The 408-nt window shown below is 44.9% G+C and carries 1 protein-coding gene; it reads right to left on the bottom strand.

The features are described from left to right. On the bottom strand, window positions 1-408 hold a 408-nt coding region (locus KTJ72_RS07050), incomplete at both ends, for an aminopeptidase (protein WP_217304483.1).

Below are 408 nucleotides of genomic sequence, written 5' to 3'. Positions count from 1 at the left end.
CCGAGGGTTAAATCAGTCCCAGGTGCCATGTAATGGAGGGCATCAAATTGATAGTCATTGAGGAGGTTAGCTTTGGAAACAAGGCGTGCTTGATGGTCATCCCAGGCTTTAATAGGATCTTCCTCATAAATGCGATTCATTTTGAAGATAGCATCCCAAAGAGCATCAACTTGTTCTTCCTCACTGGCCAAATCTGGGAAAACCCTGGCTGCCCATTCTGGACTTGCTGCTGCTACTAAATTCCAACTCACTTTATTAGCTTGAGTAGCTGCACGTTGTTTTTCAAGAGCAATTGAAGTCGCACGAGTAGAACCAGACAAGCGGTCTGAGTCAACGCCCGCAAAGACATTTGGATCAGATGAACGAACCACTAATCGACTCGCTTTTTTACCAAGTAAGTAATGAGAC

Source organism: Apilactobacillus waqarii (assembly GCF_019061205.1).
GTDB classification, from domain to species: domain Bacteria; phylum Bacillota; class Bacilli; order Lactobacillales; family Lactobacillaceae; genus Apilactobacillus; species Apilactobacillus waqarii.
This window is presented reverse-complemented; position numbering and strand designations above follow the sequence as displayed.